Source organism: Marivirga lumbricoides (assembly GCF_014636295.1).
GTDB lineage: Bacteria > Bacteroidota > Bacteroidia > Cytophagales > Cyclobacteriaceae > Marivirga > Marivirga lumbricoides.
The window spans coordinates 79,789-94,399 of sequence record NZ_BMEC01000003.1 but is presented as its reverse complement, the minus strand read 5'-3'; the positions used below and the strand labels follow the sequence as shown (position 1 = coordinate 94,399).

At 37.1% G+C, this 14,611-nt stretch carries 7 protein-coding genes; 3 read left to right on the top strand and 4 right to left on the bottom strand.

What is annotated here, in order from left to right:
- Positions 1-34: 34 nt before the first annotated feature.
- The 4 genes from IEV85_RS05155 to IEV85_RS05140 form a co-directional block, all read right to left on the bottom strand.
- On the bottom strand, positions 35-1,345 hold the full coding sequence (locus IEV85_RS05155; protein ID WP_188460874.1) for a TolC family protein: 1,311 nt from the start codon (positions 1,343-1,345) through the stop codon (positions 35-37).
- A gap of 4 nt (positions 1,346-1,349) precedes the next feature.
- A complete protein-coding gene (locus IEV85_RS05150; protein WP_188460872.1) occupies positions 1,350-4,409 on the bottom strand; it encodes an efflux RND transporter permease subunit in 3,060 nt (1,019 codons plus the stop codon).
- The gene (locus IEV85_RS05145; RefSeq protein WP_188460870.1) at positions 4,409-5,500 is read right to left on the bottom strand and encodes an efflux RND transporter periplasmic adaptor subunit; all 1,092 of its coding nucleotides are present in this window, start codon (positions 5,498-5,500) and stop codon (positions 4,409-4,411) included. The genes IEV85_RS05150 and IEV85_RS05145 overlap by 1 nt, the downstream gene beginning before the upstream one ends.
- A gap of 375 nt (positions 5,501-5,875) precedes the next feature.
- Positions 5,876-9,193: an outer membrane beta-barrel protein gene (locus tag IEV85_RS05140; protein ID WP_188460868.1), complete on the bottom strand. Its 3,318-nt coding sequence runs from the start codon at positions 9,191-9,193 to the stop codon at positions 5,876-5,878.
- A gap of 230 nt (positions 9,194-9,423) precedes the next feature.
- On the opposite strand from IEV85_RS05140, the gene IEV85_RS05135 reads away from it, so the two are divergent.
- The 3 genes from IEV85_RS05135 to IEV85_RS05125 all read left to right on the top strand — a co-directional run bounded on the left by IEV85_RS05135 (position 9,424) and on the right by IEV85_RS05125 (position 14,596).
- Positions 9,424-11,958, top strand: a complete 2,535-nt coding sequence (locus IEV85_RS05135; protein WP_188460866.1) for a M14 family metallopeptidase — start codon at positions 9,424-9,426, stop codon at positions 11,956-11,958.
- A gap of 434 nt (positions 11,959-12,392) precedes the next feature.
- Positions 12,393-13,874, top strand: coding sequence for a DUF5687 family protein (locus tag IEV85_RS05130; RefSeq protein WP_188460864.1), 1,482 nt, complete (start codon positions 12,393-12,395; stop codon positions 13,872-13,874).
- Positions 13,875-13,876: 2 nt separating this feature from the next.
- Positions 13,877-14,596 (top strand): ABC transporter ATP-binding protein, encoded by a 720-nt coding sequence (locus IEV85_RS05125; RefSeq protein ID WP_188460863.1) that lies wholly within the window; start codon positions 13,877-13,879, stop codon positions 14,594-14,596.
- Positions 14,597-14,611 lie beyond the last annotated feature (15 nt).

Below are 14,611 nucleotides of genomic sequence, written 5' to 3'. Positions count from 1 at the left end.
AATGAGATTAATGAAAAAGTAACAAGGAGATTCCTCAATCTGCTACAGCAAGGTTTCCGCTAGTTGCTAATAAATCTATTTCAGCAAGTTTTGCCTGATAAATAGCTGTTAACAATCTGCTTTCCGCTTCTATTGAATTTTGCTGAGATTCCCTTAATTCAATGGCATTAGATCGACCCAATTTATATCTATCCATAGCAATTTCAGCATTCTCCTTAGCCACCTCAACATTAGCATTTTCCAGATCGATCAGGTTAAGCTTATTTTCATAGGTTACATAAAATGAGAGCAGATCTCCTAAGAGTTGATTTTCCAGCTCTGCCACTTCCACTGCATTATTCTCCAATGCAATTTTGGTAGTCTGGTGTCTTCTTAATCTGTCCAGCTTATTAAAAATACGCCAGTTCAGGCTTAAACCATAATTAAATCCGGTTGACAAATTCTGAATTAAGAATCCAGCATCTGAATTGGAATTTTGATAAGCATAACCTCCAAATAAATCTATCTGAGGAGCAAGTTCAGTATGCACAGTTTTATTCTGAATCCTAAGGATATTTTCCTGCTGCATGAGTGCGAGCAATTGCTTATTATGCATTCTGAAATCTTCCCTTAACTGAGATAAATTCAGGGAATTGTTCACTGTTATCGTATCAACAGGAATGATTACTTCGGAAGGATCCTGCCCAATAAGTAAGTTCAAGTTCACAATGGCTTGTCTTACCAATTCATCCTGCTCAAGCACCGCACTTTTATCTCTATTCAGGTCAACTTTAGCTGATAAATAATCCGTTTTTGAAAACCTTCCTAATTCATAATTATTTTTCGCAATCTCTAAACGCTCTTCGGAAAGCTCTACAGCACTTTCAAAAACTTCCTTTCTCTTTCTTTCAAATACCAAATTATGATATGCCTTAGCTATTTCACCAATTGTATTTTCAATAACGGCCCTGGTTTCCAGCTGAGTCTGCTTGTATTCAAGCTTTAGCCCATTATAATCAAGAAACATTTTTGTGCCATCAAAAATTGTCCATGTTACTATTGCAGAAGCTGTTAAAGCATTAGATTTGGCATTATTAATTTCCGTAGGCGCTCTTTCTACGAAAGTTTGGTTTACATCCTGAACCTGGAAATTATACCTTCCTGTAGCGTCCAAAACAGGAAGAAATGAAGAATAAGCCAATTTGGCTCCCACCTGCGATGTCTCTTCCATATTTCTTGCAGTCCTGATAGAATAATTATTTTCAAGGCCGATTTCCAATGCTTCGGAAAGTGTTAATTCCTGTGCTTTTACTGAAATAATAGCAGTGACAAGTATAATTAATAAGCAACTTACTTTTTTAAACATAATATTAAGAATCTACTCGTGCTAACCTTGCTTTTTTACTGGTTAAATATGGATAGATAGCAGGAATAATAAATAAAGTTAATCCTGTTGAAATTATAAGGCCTCCCACAATGGCAATACCCATTGAAACCCTGCTTTCTGAACCAGCACCTAAAGCCAAAGCAATAGGTAAAATTCCCAGCACAGTAGAGAGGGAAGTCATTAAAATAGGTCGGAACCTCGATTTAGCAGCTTCCGAAATAGCATCTACTACGTTAAGTCCCTGCGCCTTTCTTTGGTTAGCAAATTCAACAATTAAAATAGCATTTTTAGATACCAGGCCAATTAGCATAATAATACCAATCTGGCTGAAAATATTGAGTGTTTCAGAGAAATACCATAAAGAGAGGAAAGAACCACCTACGGCTAAAGGTACTGTCAACAATATAATAATTGGATCCCTAAAGCTCTCAAACTGAGCAGCCAACACCAGATAAATTAAAACTATTGCAAAAATAAAGGCAAATAGAAGGCTTGAAGAACTTTCAAAATAATCTAAAGAAGAACCGGAAAGTGAAGTTGAGTAAGTTTCATCTAACACTTCCCCCGCAATTTGATCCATAGCCTCCACTCCATCTCCGATAGTTTTACCAGGGGCCAAACCAGCAGAAAGTGTTGCAGAAATATATCTGTTATACCTATAAAGCGATGGTGGTGTTGAAGACTCACCCAGCTTAACCAGATTATCCAACTGCACCATTTCACCATTTCCCGCCCTTACATACAAGGACCTCAAATCGAGAGGATCATTTCTGTCATTCCGCTGCACCTGCCCAATTACCTGATACTGTTTTCCGTCCATTATAAAATAATCGAACCGCTGCCCACTTAAGCCCAACTGTAATGTTCGGGCAATATCAATTACAGATATATTTAAGGATTTGGCTTTTTCCCTGTCTATTTGAATATCTATCTGCGGTTTAGTAAACTTAAGATCCTGATCAACGATAGTAAAAGTAGGGTTTTGCTGAGCTCTCTCCAGAAATTTTGGCAGAGCTTCCTGCAATTTTTCCAAAGAAGTAGCCTGAATTACATACTGAATTGGTAGACCTGCCCTTCTGCCCCCTATGGTCTGTTGCTGAAAAGCAAAAGCTTTTGCTGCAGGATACTGCCCTAAAAGAGGTGTAAATTCATCAAACAATTCTTGCTGTGATTTATCTCTGTTTTCTGCATCTGTTAATTTAATCCTCATAAAAGCAGAGTTGGTTCCTTGCGTACCAAAACCGGGGGATGTTACTGATATAAGGCCGTTAGTTGGCAATGCTTCCATAGCAACCTCCACCATCTTATTCACATAATCATCCATATATTCAAAAGTGGCTCCTTCCGGCCCTGTGGCATTCACAGAAATCTGTCCTCTATCTTCCAGAGGAGCTAATTCAGAAGGTAAAGTTTTGAACAAAAGAAAAATTAACCCTCCTGCCAACAATACCACCACAAAAGAGAGCCACCTTGCCTTCATAAACGAATCTAAAGCACTACTATACCTTTTATTGAGCCAAACAAAAAATGGCTCGGTTTTTCTGTAAAAGATATTATGGCGTTCCCTCCTTTTCAATATTTTACTACTCATCATGGGGGTAAGCGAAAGTGCCACAAAAGAGGATATTATAACTGCAGTGGCCACTACAATTCCAAACTCCCTGAATAAACGACCTGTTATTCCTTCAAGGAAAATTACAGGCATAAATACAGCCACCAAAGCTACCGTAGTTGCTATTACAGCAAAGAATATCTCTGTTGACCCTTTTATGGCCGCCTCCATTGGCTTCATTCCACCTTCTATTTTGGTGTAAATATTTTCAAGCACCACAATAGCATCATCCACTACCAGCCCAATGGCCAAAACAATCCCTAGCAGCGTTAGTACATTAATTGAAAAACCAGCAAGGTACATCACGAAGAAAGTTCCAATTAAGGATACCGGAATTGTAGCAATAGGAATAACGGTAGTTCGCCAATCACGGAGAAATGCGAAAATGATTAAAATTACCAGGATAAATGCTACCAATATGGTCTGCTGTACCTCGGTGATGGACTCTCTTATGTATTCTGTCTGATCAAAGCCAATACCTAATTTAATATCTTCAGGAAGATCCTTTTTAATACCTTCCAGTCTTCTGTAAAACTCATCTGCTATGGCAATACTATTGGAACCTGGTTGGGGAATTAATACCACTCCTACCATAGGCACTCCATCCCTTTTCAATACAGTTCGCATGTTAAGCGGACCCAATTGCGCATAGCCAATGTCAGAAAAACGGATAAAGCTACCATCCGATTCAGCAATGATCAGGTCATTAAATTGTTTCTCAGTTGATAGCTGGCCTTGCGTACGTACTACCAACTCAATCATATCTCCTTCAATACTTCCTGAAGGAAGCTCAACATTCTGACTCTCCACAGCCTGCAATACATCAAGAGGTGTCAGTTGATAAGCTGCTAACTTAAGCGGATCCATCCATAAGCGCATGGCATAGCGTTTCTCTCCCCAGATTCTCACTTCACTCACTCCTGAAATGGTTTGAAGCCGCTCTTTAAATGTATTTTCTGCAATAGCAGAAAGTTCCAGCAAAGACCTTTGCTCACTATTGATATTTAAGAAAACAATTGGGTCTGAATCAGCATCTGCCTTGTTTACTGTGGGTGGTTCAGCATCTTCAGGCAAGCTTCTTCGTGCCCCTGAAACCTTATCCCTCACATCATTTGCTGCTGTTTCAAGGTTTTCCCCTAAATTAAATTCTACCGTAATCCGGCTTCTGCCTTCAGCACTTGTGGAAGTGAGGGTTCTGATTCCGGCAATACCATTAATGGCTTCTTCCAGTGGTTCTGTTACCTGCGATTCGATAACGTCTGCGTTAGCCCCTGTATAATCGGTTGTTACAGTAATAATGGGCGGGTCTACAGAAGGGTACTCCCTTACACCCAGAAAATTAAATCCGATGGCACCAAAAATAAGTATCACCAGAGATAATACAATGGCTAAAACCGGTCTTTCAATACTAACTCTTGATAATGCAGCCATTATTTTTTTCCTCCTTCCAATCTTTTAATTTCTACAGGTGCCCTATCCTTAAGTTGAGGCACACCTGCAATAGCGATGGTATCACCTCTGGATAAACCTGACAACACTTCCACCTGATCAGCAGTTCTTACTCCGAGTTCTACTCGTTTAGCTAATGCCTCTCCATCATTTATAACATACACTAGATGTCCGTCAGATTCAGGCATAATAGCAGTGGTGGGCACTAAAATAGTTTTGGAATTAGAATCCAATGTTAATTGAATTCTAATAAACTGACCTGGGATAAGTGCCCCATCATCATTATTACTTTGTGCCCTTACTTTTAATGTTCGTGTTACAGGGTCAATTTGCGGCTCTATTGCATACACTGTTGCTTTTCTCTCTTCACTACTTGCTTCTGTTGTGAAACCAATCTCGTTTCCTTGTTTTATCAGTGTGCTATACCTGCTAGGTACAGAAAATTCAACTTTGATCGGATCGATGCTGTAAAGTGAAGCAATCTGTGTAGAAGGGGAAATATAACTCCCTTCGCTTATGTATCTTAACCCAATATAACCAGAGAAGGGCGCAACTATTTTGGATTTGTCAATCTGCGCTTTCAAAGATTCTATTTCAGATTGAGCCGTTTTATAATTAGTGAAGGCAATATCATATTCCTCTTTGCTGATAGCTCCCTTTTCCAATAGTTGCTTTTGCCTGTTTTCTGTTTGCTCATTCAACTGAACCGAATATTGCAATCTCTGAAGGTTTGCCTGAAGATCGGCTACATTGGTAGTTACCAGCAGTTGACCTTTCTTTACATACTGGCCTTCATCAAAATATATTCTATTTACTTTTCCGGAAATTTCACTTGAAAGATTTACAGACTCATTGGCTAACAAACTACCAGTGAGTACAATGTTATTATCAAAACTTTTGAATTGAACGATTTCCGCATCAATGGTAGTAGCTCCTGCGCCAGGTGCAGGAGTATTTTTTGAAGCTGAAGCAGTACCTTCCTCATTAGCAATCGGTAATTTAGGATAGATGATTAATCCTAGTACAATTAAGATTGCAATTAGAGTAATTACTCTTTGAACTGTTTTGGACATTTGAATACTATTAGATTATAATTGGTCTTTTAGAGTTTTGAATCCGTTGAGATGCAATTTTACTATTTATAAACTTCTACTTTTCCTTTTTTGAATTTCCCCGAACAGCCTAGAAAGATTTTATTCTTGAAAACATTTCAATTAAGAATCTTAATTAAAGTTAACTATGATTTTTACCCACTTGAAAAACATGATAAAAAGAATATAAATCGGTTTACATGTACAAACATAAGGGAACTGTAACAGCTAAAAAACAGAAATTGTTGCGCATTAGAAAAGCATTGTCATAAACGGTAAAAGGAGGATATGAATGGAAACAAAAAACCCCAGCCACTAGAAAGTGACTGGGGTTCGGGAAAGATATTATAAATCAGATTATTCTCCGAAAATATATCTTATACCAAATTGCATTCTCCAAATAGACGCAGAATTATCTACTTGCCAAGCCTCTTCTCTGTCAGAGTATGTATATAATGGACGACCAGTATCAGAATCAACACCTCTATAGTTTAGTAAAGAATAAGTATTAAATCCTACAAAATATTGCCTTCCCCAATCTCTATTCAAGAGGTTTGCCACGTTTTCAATATCTAGAGTAAGTTGTAGCTTATTACTTTTACCTCCAACATTTAATTTGAATTCCTGCATGATTCTCATATCTATCAAAGCAGTCCATGGAGTTCTAGCTGCATTTCTTTCTGCTATCTTTCCTCTATTTTCGCTTAAATAATCATCTCTCTCAATAAAAGCATTTAACTCATTCCATGATTCTAACTGGGTAGCAGCATCAAATTGAACAAAAGCACCTTCCGGCTCTCCTGTTTCAGGATCTATTGGACCTATGCTATCATCAAAATTACCGAATAAAATCTCATCCTGACTAGCCGGAATGTATGCCTGATCATTACCGGAGGAACCATCACCGTTTAAGTCTCCGTTTACCATATACGTAAATGGTGATCCTGATTGTGCGTTGAAGAATAAACCTAATGAAGTGGAAGCCAATTTCGAATAATCAAATACATAATTGATATTTGAAACTATTCTATGACGTAAGTCCCATACTGAATAGCTTAGAATAGGTTCATTTGGGCTACCTGGTGTAGGATTAAATTCCCAACCAGAATTGGCTGTCGTGTGAGTTCCTCCATTTACGTCTTTCGCTTCACCATAAGTATATGCTACCATAGCAGAAAAATTTCTCGACCAAGATTTATTCAATTGACCAGTAAAACTATATTGATATCCTTTATTTGTATTACTTAACAAGAAAATATCATTAAAATTACTATTGGTTCTTCTAGTGGCGTAAGTAGGTCTTCCATTTTCAACCGGAATTGTTCCGGCAGGCTCAGGAGTTTGGAGATTGTCATAGTATATAGCATTTACCGCTTTAGTATAGATGGCTTCTACCGTACCTGTCATTCCCCAAGGTAAACGCATATCTAAAGCTAGGTTAGCTCTTAAATTCTGAGGTAATTTAAAATCTGAATCTAATAAATCCACCTGAGAACGTGGTGAGTTTTGCTGTCTGGATTCAATTTCTGCTCGAACAGCAGGGTTATCAACATCTACTCCTAACAAATCAGCAATATAATACTCATATGTTCTGTTACCGTCTGGATAAATAGGCACATCACCAGCATCACCTCTTTGATCAGCTGTACTAAGCGTAGCTCCTGCATTTGTATACGCATTGGATATCCATACAAAAGGAACTCTTCCAGTAAATATACCAACCCCACCTCTTAGTTGCATTGATTTATCCCCTTTTAAATCATAATTAAATCCAACTCTTGGAGACCAAAGTAACTGCCCGTTAGGCAAATTAGTATTATCACGATTAAATTCTTGTTCTAAAAGAGGGTTCGCAGCAGGCTTATCTAAGAAAAATGGAATATCAACTCGAAGACCTCCTGTTAATTTTAAATTACTATTAACATCCCATTCATCTTGCACATAAAAGCCTGACTGAAGAAAATTTAGATCAACAGGTTGAAAACGGTCATTATAATAATCCAATGAATAAGCTACTCTGAACCTTGCACTTCTATTGCCTGCAAATGTATTATTTAAGAAATTATCAAGACCCTGGTATTCATAGTGACCATTATATCTATTAACGAAAGAGTTATAGATATTAAACCATTCATTGTGAGTACCAAATGTAATTGCATGCTTATTTTTAAATATTGTAAAATTATCCGTTAATTGTCCAATACCTTGTCTTAATTCATTTCCAACAGAACTTCTTTGAGATCCTGCACGAATTACCACACTATTTCCTAAATTGATATCTATATGTGGAAATAATGATCCATAATCGTCTAAATTTCTTTCTCTATTAATTTGAGTATAACCAACAATCAGGTTATTAGACATATTACTACCAAATCTACTTCTCAATTCTGCAATAGTAGAATTACTGGTAACATCATTTAAGTAGCCATTATTTGTAAACTCTAAAACATTTTGGCTTCTTCCTAAGTTTTCATCAGTTGCTTTTAAGTAGCTATGTCTTAAAGTTAATTGATGATCATTGTTTATATTCCAGTCAAGCTTACCAAATAGCTTGTTGTTCCTTGTTTCCGGTGTAAATGCACCAAATGAACCTGGATCATAATTGTAATTATCTATTAAATAATCTTTTACAGATTGCGCTTGTTCAATACTGATTCTTGAAACATTAGAAGGAATCTCTCCATTGAAATTATTTAATGTTTCTTGATCCACTAAATTCACCTGAAAAGGAGATTCTGCAACCTGCTGCTCAGCGTTTACAAAAAAGAATAATTTATCTTTTACAATTGGTCCACCAACTCTTAAACCATATTGTCTATTGAAGAATGGTGCTTGTTTTACAGGGTTATCTCCTAAAGTTTTTCCAGCAAGATTTTCATTTCTATTGAAAAAATAGGCTGACCCCGTCAATTCATTAGTACCACTTCTTGTAACCGCATTAATTCCACCACCAGTGAAAGATCCTTTCGTCACATCATAAGGAGCAACTAATATAGAAATCTCTTGAATAGCATCTAAACTGATAGGCTCCGCTCCTGCACTGCTACCTGGCAAACCATTGGGATTCAGTCCAAAAGCATCGTTGTTAATAGCTCCATCAATAGTGACATTGTTACTTCTACTATTACTACCAGCAATTGAAATACCCCCATTACCCACTCCAGAAGCAGCTTGTGGTGTTAATCTGGTAAAATCCTCAATGGATCTACTAATAGAAGGGTTAGTATTAATTGTTTGAGTTCCCACATTAGTTGAAGCACCTGTTCTACCAGAGTTAATTACATCATCTGTTGCAGCTCTAACAACTACTTCTTCTAAAGTAGAAGATTCTTGCTCTAAAGTAAAATCAATATTTCTTTTTTCTCCTAGCGAAAGCTGAACCTCAGTTACAACTTTAGTTTCATAACCTACATAGGAAACTGTAATTGTGTAAGGTCCGCCTACTCTAACATTTGGAAAAAAGAAATATCCTTCAGTATTTGTTACAGTACCATAATCAGTGCCAGTAGGAACATGAAGTGCAATAACGGTAGCACCTACCAATGTTTCTCCTGTGGCATCTTTAACTTGTCCATTCAAGGCCGCTGAAGTTGACCCCTGCGCAAAAGCCGATGATGCCGCCAGTGCCAGCATAATCGTCAAGCCACAAATTCTTTGTAAAATTCTCTTCATTTCGTTTTTGTTTTTTTCTGGTTCAAAATTACGTCTACTTATTCTATTGTTTATTGTACACTCATTAATAATAGGTTAAAAATAGTTAGAAAAAAATTAACATTAAATTAACATTGGCAGATTCTTACAACCTCAAAAAGTGCCCAAAACAAGAAATAACCATTTAAACAATATACAAGCAATTTTCTATATTAATTTCTTACCTTAAAATCTTTAAAAATATATAATCTATGAAATTCACACTTTTACTCTCTTTAATTACATTAAACTTTCATTTGTGTTTTGCACAGACTTCTCTTAACTACTATCTGCCGGATAGCGTAACTTATAATGCTGAAATTCCTACACCTGCTTCAGTAATTGGACATGAAGTTGGGGAATGGCATGTTACCCATGACAAGTTGGTATACTACATGCAAACTTTAGCCAAAGCATCTGACAGAATTGAGATTATTGAAACCGGCAAAACCTATGAGAACAGGCCGCAACTGCTTCTGACAATCACCCACCCCGATAACCTGAAAAGTATAGAGGAGATAAGAATCAACCATAAAAAGCTAACAGATCCTACCCAATCTGGCAATATGAATGTTTCAAAAATGCCTTCAGTCGTGATGATGGGGTTTAGTATTCATGGTAACGAACCAAGTGGCAGCAATGCTTCTATGCTTACCGCTTACTACCTTGCTGCAGCACAGGGACAGGATATTGAGCAAAAGCTTAAAGATGTAGTCGTTCTTTTAGATCCTTCCTTTAACCCTGATGGACTTAACCGATTTGCTACATGGGCCAATATGCACAAAAGCGAACATTTAGTAACGGACCCTAATGATAGGGAATTTAATGAAGTATGGCCAGGAGGCAGAACCAACCACTACTGGTTTGACATGAACCGGGATTGGCTACCCGCACAATTGGTTGAATCGCAAAACAGGCTGAAGCAATTTCATGCATGGAAGCCTAATATTTTGACTGATCACCACGAAATGGGTACCAACAGCACTTTTTTCTTTCAACCGGGCATTCCTGAAAGAACGCACCCAATTACGCCACAGAAAAATCAAGAGCTTACCGGTAAAATAGGAACCTATCATGCAAAGTTCTTAGATAGAATAGGTTCTTTATATTATAGTAAAGAAAGCTTCGATGATTTCTACTACGGTAAAGGCTCAACATTTCCTGATGTACAGGGAGCGGTAGGCATTTTGTTTGAACAAGCTAGTTCCAGAGGCCATGCTCAGGAAAGTGTAAATGGCGTATTAACATTTCCTTTTACTATCAAAAATCAGTTTACAGCTTCTCTTTCTACCTATCAGGCAACTTATGAAATGAGAGAAGAATTACTGAATTTCCAGAGGGAGTTTTATCAAAATGCTGCAAAAGAAGCCTCTAATGCAAGTCAGCAGGCATGGATTATTTCTGACAAAGATGCTTCCAAACTTTACCAGTTTGCCAAAATGCTTAAAAGACATGAAATTGAGGTGTATCAATTGGCCCAAAATTATAATCAATATAAAGCAGGGAATAGCTATATTATTCCTACTAACCAATATCAGAATCAGCTGATTAAAGCAATATTTGATGTGAGAACCTCATTTGCCGACAGTCTGTTTTATGATGTCTCAGCCTTTAATATGGGCATGTCCTTCAATTTAGATTATGAAAGTTTAGATAAAAAAGCCTTCGCTCAAAACCTATTGGGTAAAAAATTTACAGAAGAGGATAAACCTGAGAGTGAAATTTTAGGAGGAAAAAGCGATTACGCTTACCTGATGGAATGGCATGATTTCTATGCACCTAAAGCCTTATTCAAAATTCAAAAGGCTGGCTTACAAACAAGAGTAACTACCGAGCCAATTACAATGACTAATGGTGAAACAATGCCTGTTGGCTCCATCTTAATTCCAGTAAAACAACAAAAGCAAAATGCTGATCAAATTCAGCAAATCGTAAAAAGTGCTATCGAAAACACCGGTGTAACAATGTACGCTCAAAAAAGTGGCAATACAGGTGGTGTAAATTTAGGAAGCCCCTCCATGGAGCCACTTGAGCAACCCGAAATTGCCATGCTGATTGGAGAAGGCATCAGCCCATATGATGCTGGTGAGATATGGCACTTAATGGATCAGCAATATGAGATCCCTGTGACAAAGATTGATATGAATGATTTTGGAAGAGCTGACTTAAGCAGATATAATGTGTTAATTATGCCAGATGGAAGATATAATAGTATCAACCAGAAAGTGCAGCAATGGGTACAAAATGGAGGTACTTTAATTGCCTATCAGGGCGCTGCAAAATGGCTGGCAGACCAGAAATTAATTAAACTTCAGTTTGAAAAAATCAAATCTGACACAACCGGCTACAAACCCTATAAAGATTTAAGAAATAACAGAGGAGCGCAAGTGATTGGTGGAGCTATATTTGAAGTAGAACTCGATTTAAGTCACCCTATTACCTATGGCTTAACCAAAGCTAAAATGCCTATTTTCAGAAATACTACTCTATTTATGGAAAAAGCGAAAAATGAGTATGCTAATCCGGTTCGATATACTAAATCTCCGCTATTGAACGGCTACATCTCTGAAGAAAATCTTAAGTTATTGAGTGGAACGAGTGCCATTACTATTAATAGAATGGGAAGAGGGAAGGTAATTTCTTTTACCGATAATACTAACTTCAGGGCTTTCTGGTATGGCACCAACAGGCTTTTTGTCAATGCAGTGTTTTTCGGTCAAACAATAAGTGGAAGTGCAGCGGAATAATTTATAGATTACAATAACCTGGGTTTTAGATTTAAGACTTAATGATCTAGGTAGATAATTGATAGAGTCTAGATGCTAGAATCCAGCGCATAGACTCTGGTTCGAGGTCTGATAGATAACTCAGAGATGATAATAAAAACTATTGGTTATTGCGAGCATTTAATTCTGGCTTGAAGTCAGAATTAAATGATCGCAATTTTTTTCAAAAGAATTACTCTTCAATTGAAGAAATTACTTTTATACTGGCACATAAAATCGATTATTAGAACTTGAAGCCCAGGCTATATATGTTTTTTTTTTTAAAGGGGGGGGGATTTATAATCTTACAGGATTCCAGAATCTACTTTCTAATGTACAAACTGTAGTTTCTAAAAAAAATATTATCGATTTTGTAATAAAAAACATTTACCAGATACTAATTCAATAAAAACAGTATGATAAAATTTCTCCTTCGCCATCAATGGTACCAATTTAAAAGGTCGGGCAGCTTTGGAAGAGAATTAGGGCTCACTTTATTCATCACTGCAATTGCAATAATTGCTTTTTTGTCTTTGATAAGCCTTTCTTTTACTCTGCCGCATTTAATAAGAGAGATTCCTGCCGCGGCAGATAATCCCTTTCTATTTTTTAACAAGGCACTGATCTACTATTTCCTTGCAGAGCTATTTATTCGCTATTTTTTGCAGAAAATTCCTGTAATGGATGTGGAGCCCTACTTAAACCTCCCCATTAAAAAGGGGAAAATTGCAGGTTTCCTCCTGGGTAAATCACTGATTAGCGTGTACAATTTAATTTCCCTCATTTTAGTTGTGCCTTTCGCAGTTTCAGTTGTGACTCCAGAATTAGGGGCATTGGCAGCATCAGCATGGGTTTTGGCTATTTTCTTCACTTCAATTGCTATTCATTTTTTCAATATCCTCTTTAAGAAGAAATTGGAAAATATGATTTGGGTATGGATCGTGATTTTAGGAGTTGCAGGTGCTAACTATGTGCTGAGTTTATACACTTCTATCGACTTTCTTGCGCCATTGGCAAAAGCTTTAGTCGCTATTACAGAAATGCCTTTATTGGCCATTGTACCGCTCGTTGCTTCAATTAGCCTCTACTTCATCAATTACAGGTTTATTACTCAAAACCTTTACCTTGAAGAAATAGGAGAAAAAAGCAATGACAATGTTGAAAACTATTCGGATAGATTAAGCTTTTTAGGCAATAATGGAGTTTCAGGAGCCATTATTCTTCAGGAAATTAAAATGATTATCCGCCATAAACGGACACGCTCTGTACTCTTTCTTTCTCTTTTCTTCCTGCTTTATGGTCTAATGTTTTTTGGGAGAGATCAGTACAATGACATGAGAGGCTTCTTTGTTTTTGTGGGGATTTTCATGAGTGGACTATTTTCTATTAACTATGGACAGTTCCTTTGGAGTTGGAATACCAACCAGATGGATTTCTTCTTTACCAGACCTTTAGGTATTGAAACCTGGATTAAAGCCCGGTATAAATTAGTGATGTCTTCTGTTGTTCTAGCCACTATATTATCAATTCCTTATGTGTACTTTGGATGGGAAGCACTAGCTGTGATTTTGGCCGGAAGCCTATACAATGCCGGCATCAATATTCCTTTAATGATGCGACTTTCTTTGTGGGGGCCAAAACCTATTGACCTTAATAAAGGTGCTTTCATGAACTACCAGGGAACCGGAGCAGCTCAATGGGTAATGGGCTTACCATTATTTTTAGGTCCTTTTGTTTTCTACACTCCTGTTTATTTCATTTTAGGGCACTGGGAAGGAGTAATTGCAGTGGCCATAGCAGGAATTATTGGTTATATTTTTAAAGACTACTTCCTCAAAAAAATCGCTGAAAAACTAAGCGAAGAAAAATACAGACTTATTCACCAGTTAACGCTATAATTATGCTATCGATATCTAATTTAAAAAAGACTTATAAAGAAAATACCGTTCTCAACATCCCTGGCCTGGAAATCCCTCAAGGGCAGTCATTCGGACTTATAGGAAATAATGGAGCAGGAAAAACCACCCTTTTCAGGATAATTCTGGACCTCATCAGAGCAACTGAAGGCACTGTAACTATAGACAACCAGGATGTGAGTAAAACGGAAGACTGGAAAAAATTCACAGGCTCGTTTATTGATGAGAAATTTCTCATCGGATACCTTACTCCTGAAGAATATTTCAACTTTCTTGCTGAAGTATACGGTTTATCAAAAGTAGATCTCGAAAATTTTCTTCAGCAGTTTAAAGAGCTTTTTAACGATGAAATCTTCGGACATAAAAAATACATCCGAGACCTCTCAAAAGGAAACAAGAAAAAACTAGGGGTAACAGGCGCACTAATTGGCAGCCCAAGTATGGTATTGCTGGATGAGCCTTTCGAAAATTTAGATCCTACTTCCCAAATCCGATTGAAAAAAATTATTGCTCAATACAAGAAGGATAAAAATGTGACTTTCCTCATTTCCAGCCATGATTTAAACCATGTCACTGAAATAAGTGAAAGGATTGTGGCATTAGAAAAAGGAGAAATCATTAAAGATCTTTCAGTAAATGAGCGTACACTGGAAGAATTGAATGAATACTTTCAGGGGAATGCTAACACAGTAGTTGTAGAATAATATAAAAACTACCGA

Bases quoted from the DNA above. Each gene is read 5' to 3' on its own strand.
- IEV85_RS05125 (WP_188460863.1), top strand. From the start codon at position 13,877: ATGCTATCGATATCTAATTTAAAAAAGACTTATAAAGAAAATACCGTT.
- IEV85_RS05150 (WP_188460872.1), bottom strand. From the start codon at position 4,409: ATGGCTGCATTATCAAGAGTTAGTATTGAAAGACCGGTTTTAGCCATT.
- IEV85_RS05155 (WP_188460874.1), bottom strand. From the start codon at position 1,345: ATGTTTAAAAAAGTAAGTTGCTTATTAATTATACTTGTCACTGCTATT.
- IEV85_RS05145 (WP_188460870.1), bottom strand. From the start codon at position 5,500: ATGTCCAAAACAGTTCAAAGAGTAATTACTCTAATTGCAATCTTAATT.
- IEV85_RS05135 (WP_188460866.1), top strand. From the start codon at position 9,424: ATGAAATTCACACTTTTACTCTCTTTAATTACATTAAACTTTCATTTG.
- IEV85_RS05130 (WP_188460864.1), top strand. From the start codon at position 12,393: ATGATAAAATTTCTCCTTCGCCATCAATGGTACCAATTTAAAAGGTCG.
- IEV85_RS05140 (WP_188460868.1), bottom strand. From the start codon at position 9,193: ATGAAGAGAATTTTACAAAGAATTTGTGGCTTGACGATTATGCTGGCA.